At 34.6% G+C, this 8776-nt stretch carries 9 protein-coding genes; 8 read left to right on the top strand and 1 reads right to left on the bottom strand.

Features of this window, described 5'->3' with window-relative positions; translation table 11 throughout:
• From AWW83_RS08290 to AWW83_RS08255, 8 genes are all read left to right on the top strand, one after another.
• The coding region (locus AWW83_RS08290) for a short-chain dehydrogenase (RefSeq protein WP_092350774.1) at positions 1-1477 on the top strand (1477 nt) is incomplete at its 5' end.
• Positions 1478-1542: 65 nt separating this feature from the next.
• Complete coding sequence (locus tag AWW83_RS08285; protein WP_092350772.1) at positions 1543-2205, top strand: cysteine hydrolase family protein; 663 nt, start codon at positions 1543-1545, stop codon at positions 2203-2205.
• 94 nt (positions 2206-2299) lie between these two features.
• Positions 2300-3358, top strand: coding sequence for a PHP domain-containing protein (locus AWW83_RS08280; RefSeq protein WP_092350770.1), 1059 nt, complete (start codon positions 2300-2302; stop codon positions 3356-3358).
• Between the two features lies 1 nt (position 3359).
• Positions 3360-4841 carry an amidophosphoribosyltransferase gene (gene purF, locus AWW83_RS08275; protein WP_092350768.1) on the top strand — a complete coding sequence of 494 codons (1482 nt, stop codon included), beginning with the start codon at positions 3360-3362 and terminating at the stop codon, positions 4839-4841.
• A gap of 3 nt (positions 4842-4844) precedes the next feature.
• On the top strand, positions 4845-5444 hold the full coding sequence (locus tag AWW83_RS08270; protein ID WP_092350766.1) for a CDP-alcohol phosphatidyltransferase family protein: 600 nt from the start codon (positions 4845-4847) through the stop codon (positions 5442-5444).
• Between the two features lie 15 nt (positions 5445-5459).
• On the top strand, positions 5460-6407 hold the full coding sequence (gene ftsY, locus AWW83_RS08265; protein WP_092350764.1) for a signal recognition particle-docking protein FtsY: 948 nt from the start codon (positions 5460-5462) through the stop codon (positions 6405-6407).
• Between the two features lie 12 nt (positions 6408-6419).
• Positions 6420-7469, top strand: a complete 1050-nt coding sequence (locus tag AWW83_RS08260) for an ArnT family glycosyltransferase (protein ID WP_159421152.1) — start codon at positions 6420-6422, stop codon at positions 7467-7469.
• Positions 7378-8133, top strand: coding sequence for a hypothetical protein (locus AWW83_RS08255; protein ID WP_143713940.1), 756 nt, complete (start codon positions 7378-7380; stop codon positions 8131-8133). The genes AWW83_RS08260 and AWW83_RS08255 overlap by 92 nt, the downstream gene beginning before the upstream one ends.
• 368 nt (positions 8134-8501) lie before the next feature.
• Here the strand turns inward: AWW83_RS08255 and cas2 are convergent, their stop codons facing one another.
• Positions 8502-8762 carry a CRISPR-associated endonuclease Cas2 gene (cas2, locus tag AWW83_RS08250; protein WP_092350758.1) on the bottom strand — a complete coding sequence of 87 codons (261 nt, stop codon included), beginning with the start codon at positions 8760-8762 and terminating at the stop codon, positions 8502-8504.
• Between the last annotated feature and the right edge of the window lie 14 nt (positions 8763-8776).

Raw genomic sequence — 8776 nt, 5'->3', positions numbered from 1 at the left:
AGTTCTTGCAGGAGTTTCTTTTGTTTTGATAGTTATTTTAATTGCGATCATAATTGGTGAGTTAACAGATGAGGTTTTGAAACAATCTGCACTTTATAAATTACTTAACAGATTCGCACCTGAAATAGTGATTGATTGCATTAACACTGCAACAGCAATAGCATATCAAGATATTTTCACAATAAGCAACGAAGTTTTACACGCTATTGACAGATTGAAAAATGAAGAAGCAAAGAATGAGGAATTAATTGAACTTACCGAAAAACTTCTTGCAACCCTTTATGTTCCACAATTGATAAGACATGTTCAAATCCTCTATCGTTCAATGCAGGAAGTTGGGACGAAAATATATGTTAAGATTGGAACAAGTGGAACTGGTGGAATGGGTTTGAACATACCATATACGCACAGCGAAGAAAGACCTTCAAAAGTTTTGTTAAGTAAATCCGCCGTCGCTGGAGCACATACGCTTTTGCTATTTTTGATGGGAAGAACACCTGATGCACCAATTACAAAAGAAATCAAGCCAACAGCTGCAATCGCTTGGAAAAAAATTGGATACGGCGAAATTTTAAGACGAGGAAAACCAATTGAACTCGTTGATTGTCCACCTGAAAAAGCGTTTAAGCTTGATGGAAAACTTGAATTAAGAATTGATGACGAAAAATTTGAAAAACTAAACGAACCCCTTCGCTCTGTCTTCATTGACACCGGAGAAAACGGACTTTTCTCAAGAGCTGAATTTGAAACTCTTTCAACCCCCGGGCAAATGGAATATGTAACACCAGAAGAAATAGCCGAAACGGTAATTTTTGAAATAAAAGGTGGGAACACCGGACACGACATTATAAACGCACTTGACCATGCAACGCTTGAACCAACTTACAGAGCGGGATTTTTGACAGAAACTGCTTTGAGAAGAATGCGCGAACTTGAAAAACAATTTGGTGTTGAAAGCATCGCATTTGAACTTCTTGGACCACCAAGATTGTCAAAACTTCTTTATGAAGCACACCTTTTAAAGCTTGCCTACGAAAGCATGGAAAACGCAGCAAAACAAGATCCGAAAGATATGAGCAAGAAATGCACGGAAATTATCCTGACGAATAAAAAATTAAGATCGCAAATAATCTCAATCGGCATTCCAATTTTGATGCCAGATGGAAAAACTTTAATTCGCGGTAACGAGATAAAAATTCCACCTTACAGAGGCGAGAACTGCGTTGACATCACACCAGAAAAAATAAACCAATGGGCTTACGACGGCTGGGTTGATTTAAGAGTTGAAAATATGGAAATATGGAAAAGAAGATTTAACCAAATTATGAAAGAAGTTGAATCTATTCCACCGACAGATACAAGTTCAAGATTTGTCAGAACACGAGAATACTGGGAAGATTTCAAAACGATAAATGAAGGAAAAATTGCTGGCTGGATCCTTGACCGTGAAGAACACGGGATGAGAATGAAGTCGTGATGAAACGAGGAAATAAAAAAGTATGTTTTTAATTTTGAAGTAAAACTAAAACACGGAGGTGCGCTATGATTAGAGAAATAATTTTCTGGGATGTTGATACACAATATGACTTCATGATGAAAGACGGGAAACTTTATGTTCCAAACGCTGAGGAGATAATTCCAAATTTAAAGAAATTGTATGATTACGCTCGGAAAAACGAGATTCAAATCATGGGTTCAGCTGATTATCACACGCTTCAAGATGAAGAAATTTCCGATAACCCCGATTATTTAAATACATTTCCACCGCATTGTCTTCAGGGAACGCCTGGCTGGGAAAGAATTGACGCAACAAAACCACTAAATCCGCTTTACATTGACAGTAAAAAATATGATGAGAAAGAACTTGAAAATCTGGTGAAAAACCACACAGGCGAAATTATTTTCCGAAAACAAAAATTTGATGTCTTTTCAAATCCAAATGTTGATCCTGTTCTTGAAATTATAAACCCGAAAGAAATTGTCGTTTTTGGCGTTGCTCTTGATGTGTGCGATGCTTATGCAATTGAAGGTTTCTTAAAGCGTGGGAAATACAAAATTTATTTAGTTGAGGATGCAGCAAAGCCAATTTATGAAGATCGTGGAAAACAATTCATTGAAAAATGGCGCTCTGAAGGAGTTGAAATTGTGAAGACAGACGATATTGTTGAGAAAAATATCTTGCTTGGCAAATTTGTTGAAAAGTGACGATTAATCTGGGGGAGTTTCTCGCTCCCCCATTTTTGCTTTTTATCCATCAAAACCTTTATATTATCTTGTCAAAAATCAAAATTTACAATAGATGTTTGAATACGCTGGCGTAATACATGTTCATTCTGTTTATTCAGATGGAACTGGAACAATTCCCGAAATCGCAAAAGCAGGAAACGAACTTGGACTTGACTTCATAATGATGACTGACCACAATACCTTGCAACCAAAACTTGATGGATACGAAGGATGGTTTGGGGATACCATGCTTATATTTGGTTATGAACTTAACGACCCAGATGATAAAAATCATTACCTTGTTTTTAGAGTTGATGAAGTTTTCTATCCGAATAATTCAGCAAAGGAATATGTCAAAAAGATAAAAGAGTTAAACGGAATCGGTATAATTGCACATCCAGATGAAAGAAGAAACAATTTTGAAGAATACCCACCATATCCGTGGAATGAATGGAGCGTGGATGAATTCACAGGCATTGAAATATGGAATCATATGTCCGAATGGGTTGAAGGATTAACGCAACAAAATAAATTTCAAAGATTTATCCATCCGTTAAAATCTCTTCAAGGTCCATACCCTGAAACTTTGAAGCGATGGGATGAGATAGCCAGAAGAAGAAAAATTGCAGGCGTTGGTGGAGTTGATGCACACGGTCATAAATATAAAATCTGGCAACTTTTTGAAGTTGAGGTCTTCCCGTATAAAGTTATGTTCAGAGGAATAAGAACTCATGTTTTACTTGATGAACCAATTGACAAAAGCAAGAAAGAAAATTTTGAATTATATAAGCAAAAAATTTTTTCTGCAATTGAAAATGCTCGTTGCTTTGTGAGCTACGCATACTTTGCCGATCCCAAAGGTTTCAGATTTTTCGCAGAAACAAATGGAAAAATTTTTCAAATGGGAGATTACATTGAACTTGAAGATTCACCGATAAAATTGAAAGCACTGCTTCCACAAAAAGCTGAAATCAGATTGATCAAAAACGGAGAAATTCTGACAAAAACAATCGCAAATGAATTAACTTATGAAGTTGGAGAAACAGGAGCTTATAGAGTTGAAGCTTATTACAACGGAAAACCGTGGATTTTTTCAAATCATATTAGAATTGGAAACAAAGGGATAATTTAATGTGTGCGGTATATTTGGAATTTACGGACATCCACAATCTGCGTTGATGACTTATTATGGCTTGTATGCGCTTCAACACAGAGGACAAGAATCAACTGGAATTGTAAGTTGTGAAAAAGATGAATTAACAGGAAAAACAAAATTTAACTATCACAAAGGGATTGGGCTTGTTTCTGAAGTTTTTAAAGATGAAAAAATTATAACAGAATATCTCAAAGGAACATCCGCAATTGGACACAATCGCTATTCAACCACAGGAGCATTAAACAGATCAAACATTCAACCATTTGTCGTTCATTATAAAAACGGCAATTTAGCAATCGCCCACAATGGGAACTTAACAAACACACGATATTTGAGAAACAATCTTCAATCCGAAGGGACAATTTTCCAATCCTCAACCGACACAGAAATAATTTTACATTTAATTGCCCGAAGCCAAAAAGAAGACCAAATTGAACAAATCAAAGATGCATTAAATCAAATTGAAGGTGCTTATTCACTTGTCATTTTAACAGATGATAAATTAATAGCAGTTCGTGATCCTTATGGTTTTAGACCGCTTGCTTTGGGGGTTACGGAAGACGGCGCTTATGTCGTTGCGTCTGAAACCTGCGCATTTGACCTTATAAATGCAACTTACATTCGCGATGTTTTGCCAGGTGAGATTGTCGTAATTGATGATGAAGTTTTAAAAACAGGGAAAATAAAATCGTTCTGGATTGAGAAAAAAATTGAAAAGCAGGCATTTTGCATTTTTGAATTTATCTATTTTTCAAGACCAGATAGTAAAATCTTTGGAGAAAATGTTGACAAAGTTCGCAGAAAACTTGGGAAACTGCTTGCGCACGAGCATCCAGCTCCAAATTCAACAGAAGAAGATAAAGTCATTGTTATAAATGTTCCCGATTCAAGCAATACCGCAACGCTTGGTTTCGTGACCGAAAGTATCAAACTTGGGAACAATGTTAAAATTGAAATTGGGTTGATAAGAAGTCATTATGTCGGCAGGACATTTATCCAACCACAACAAAATATGAGAGAATTAAAAGTTAAGGTAAAATTTAACACCGTAAAAGGTGTTCTTCAAGGAAGGCGTGTCGTCATAGTTGATGACTCAATTGTTCGCGGAACGACATCAAAAGCACTTGTTAAACTAATCAAAGATGCTGGCGCAAAAGAAGTCCATTTCAGGGTCGCTTCACCACCGATAAAATTTCCGTGCTATTACGGTATGGATTTCCCAACACAGGATGAATTGATCGCATCAAGATTGAATGGCGATGTTGAAAAGATAAGAGAAGAACTTGGCGTTGAATCCATTGGCTATCTATCCGTTGAAAAACTTCTTGAAGCAGCGCCTAAACATTTAAGTTTTTGCACTGCTTGTTTCACAGGGAATTATCCAACATTGATTGAAGAAAAGCCCGAAAAGTTTGAATATGAAATTTTCATCAAATCTGCAGATGAAAAATTTGATTGAAAAATGAAAGAAAAAATTTTCAACATATCAAATTTTTTGAGCTTTAGCAGATTTATCATATTGATTCCAACCATTTACTTTTTAACATCAGACACTGGCGATGTTTTGATTGAAGGTTATGGTTTAAAACTTACTTTAAACCGCGCAATTTCAATGCTTTTTATGCTTTCCCTGTATTTAAGTGATCTTGCAGACGGATATCTTGCAAGAAAATACAATCAAATAACAGAATTTGGAAAAATGATAGATCCGCTTGCTGATAAAGTTTGCGTCGGTGCAATTGTGTTAAGTTTGGTTCAGCAAGGAGATCTGCCTCTTTGGTATGTTGCAATTGTTATAGGCAGAGATTTAATCATTCTGTTAGCTGGAGCATATTTAAGCACAAGAATAAAATTTGTTCTTCCATCAAATAAGCTCGGGAAATTTACCGTTACATCAATTGCGATTGTGATTGCTTTGGCAATGTTAAAATCTCGTGGTTTTATCTTAAATCTTTTCATCACCATAAGCATAATAATGATTTTTGCTTCTCTATATGTTTACGGCAAAAGATTTTTTGAAAACCTTAAAAAAGTTAACACAGCAAACGCTCATGAAAAATAAATCTTGAATCTGAAAATGGGAATTCTTGATAAAATTGGACTCAAAAAAATCAAAGATGGACTAACAAAAACAAGAAACAATCTACTTGATAAAATCACAAACCTCTTCTCATCAACAAAAGTAATTGACGATAACTTCTTCTCCGAACTTGAAGAGATTCTCATCACCGCAGATGTTGGCGTGAATATGACAATGGAAATTATATCACGATTGAAGGAGAGATTAAAATCCGAGCGGATAAATGATGTCTCTGAAGTTAATCTAATTTTAAAAGACGAGCTTGAAAAAATTTTAAAGTCAATTGACAATCAAACTTCGCACGATCCTTTTTACATCCCTTCGGATAAAAAACCATTTGTGATAATGATCGTTGGTGTAAATGGTGTAGGTAAAACAACGACAATAGGAAAACTTGCCTACAATTATAAAATTCGCGGTAAAAAAGTTTTAATTGGTGCAGCAGATACATTTCGTGCAGCTGCTAATGAGCAACTTGAAATCTGGGCTAAAAGAGCAGGCGTTGATATAATTCAGCAGCAAAAAGGTTCAGACCCCGGGGCTGTGGCGTTTGACACCTTAAAATCTGCCATTGCAAGAAATATAGATGTGGTTTTGATTGATACCGCCGGGCGACTTCACACGAAATCAAATTTAATGGAAGAGTTGAAAAAAGTAAAAAGAGTTATGCAAAAAGTCATACCCGATGCTCCGCATGAAATATGGCTTGTTCTTGATGCCACCACAGGTCAAAACGCAATCCAACAAGCAAGACAATTTACCCAATCAATAGGTGTAACAGGGCTAATCATCACTAAACTTGATGGCACAGCAAAAGGCGGTGTTCTATTCGCAATTGTAAATGAGTTGAAAATACCTGTAAAATTCATTGGAGTTGGTGAGGATATTGACGATCTTCAACCTTTTGATCCATCTGCATTTGTTGACGCTATATTTGAAAAATAAGTTATGCAAAAATTGAGCAAGGATAAATTGAATCATATTTTGTTCCTGCTACTTTTTACTTTCTTTGCATTCCATAGGTTTTATAATCTTGGATTCAAAGAATTGCAAATGTGGGATGAATCTCTTTATGCGGTTCGGGCGAAATCAATTTATTATTTCAACAATTGGATTGATCAAACTAATCATGCTGTCGGTGGCTTATATTCATCTTCCCATCCTCCACTCTTCATATGGCTTACGGCTATTCTCTATAAAATTTTTGGAATCAATGAATTCACAACAAGATTTTTTTCTGCATTATTTGCTTCTTTAACCATTTGGATAACTTTTATGTTTATCAAAAAATTTTTTGATTTACATCAAAATAATTCATCTTTTTTAAAGCCAAGCATATTATCTATCCCAATGCTTGGCTCAATTTATCTTTTCAACTTCTATTCAAGGCAAGCACAACTTGACATCCCTTACATATTTTTTGTTTCGCTTTCAATTTACTTCTATCTTTATTCCCTCAACAACAGAAAAATTTTTTTAATCTTGTCAGGCGTTTTCTTTGGTTTGGCTTTAATGACAAAAATAATTGTTGGTTTCTTTGCCCCAATTTCAATTGGACTTTTCCTTTTACTTCTTATTTTGAGAAAGGAAATTAAATTTAAAGAAGCAGCATACCAACTTGCCACAGTTACAGCAATTGGCATCTTAATAGCCCTACCGTGGCACATTTATATGCTATTGACCCACCGATATGATTTCATAAATACATTTTTCAAATTTCACATTTTTGAACGATTATCCAGAGGTGTTGAAGAAAACATCCCAGAACTTGGCTTTTTTTATATTTTAAATCAACTTATTGTCCAGTTTCCTCCAATTGTGCTTGTATTTTTTGACTTGTTTGACATTGTAAAAAATTTTAAATCAATTCCAAAAGAAAAAATTTTAATTCATTCGTGGTTTTGGAGCACATTTTTTGATCACATCAATTTCAAAAACGAAAATTCCAACTTATGCCCTGCCATCGCTTGTTCCAGCCGTTATTATTTCGTCAACATACTTATTTGAAATCGCAAATGCCAAAAAAAAATGGCTTCAAATCTCATTGCTCTTAATATCAATTCTCTGGTCATCAAGTCAAAGTTTAAGAGACGGAATAAAAAACTTTTTAAAGTTTAATTTAGATCAAACTTCTGCAACAGCAGTAATTATATTTATTGTTGGCTTCGTTTTAATTCTCGTAATATCAAAAAAATTTTTAAACACGCTTATACCTCAAAGATTCAAACTTATTGCTTTTATTTCAACAATTTTGATTGGATTTTATGTTATTTTAAAAACCGAAATTTTTATTGACTATTCTCGCTTTTATGATGGTGCTGAAAAAGTATGTCAAATAATTGACACTTCAAAATGTGATACGGTTTTGTATCTTCACACAAAACATTCAACCGAAGGTATGAATCCACAATTGACATTTTACTCATATAGAAAGTTATCTCGTTCAATTGCTTGGATTGAAATTCCAAGGCATGAGTTTGAAAGGATATCAAAGTTTTTATCAAGCACAAAAAGTCATATTGTCATTGTAGAAAAGACAGCAAAGGATAAAACAGAAAAGCGTGATGAACTTAACAATTTAAAACGCAAATTGGAATACACTGGTTATAAACCAGTTGAAGAAGTGCGAAGGTATATTCTTTATAAGAAAAATTTAATGCCCACCGATTGAAAAGATTTAAAGACCTGCACTCTCACTACACCTAAATTCCACACTGGTTCAATGCTCACATCTCTCGGACGAGCTTTAATTTTATATAAAACTCTGTTTAAATTCCACACTGGTTCAATGCTCACTTGAACATAAGAATTCTCTGGATAAACTGCTGAAACGTTTAAATTCCACACTGGTTCAATGCTCACCGTTGAAAAATTACAAAATTTCGCTCAATTTCGCAAATTTTTTCAAACTTTCTCAAGTCGTTGAGCAAAATGCAAAAATCCACTGTCAACGACTGAAGAAAAATTTTTGAAATTTTAAAAATTTCGCAAATCATAAAATAAAAGTGTTAACTTCCCCCTCTCAAAACCAGTCAACGACTAAATTATCCTCCCAATATCCCCCCTTTCAACCCCTATAACTTCTCTGTTAACCCACTTTTGCTCCATAGAATAAATCAAAATTGAATCTTCATTTGAATTTATTATTTTTCGTATCTCAATCTTCAATCTCTCAAACTGACCCTCCGTTAATTCACCCTCAAACACAGAGTTTTGAACCCAGTTTAAATACTTCCTCATAAGTTTTAAAACCTTATTAACTCTTTCCTCTTTTATGTCATAAACCACTATGTAATACATCGGACAAAAAATTT

Origin of the sequence: Candidatus Chryseopegocella kryptomonas, assembly GCF_001536065.1 — a bacterium.
Lineage (GTDB): Bacteria > Bacteroidota > Ignavibacteria > Kryptoniales > Kryptoniaceae > Kryptonium > Kryptonium kryptomonas.
The sequence above is the reverse complement of the archived record's forward strand: the minus strand, read 5'-3'. Positions and strand labels throughout refer to the sequence as shown.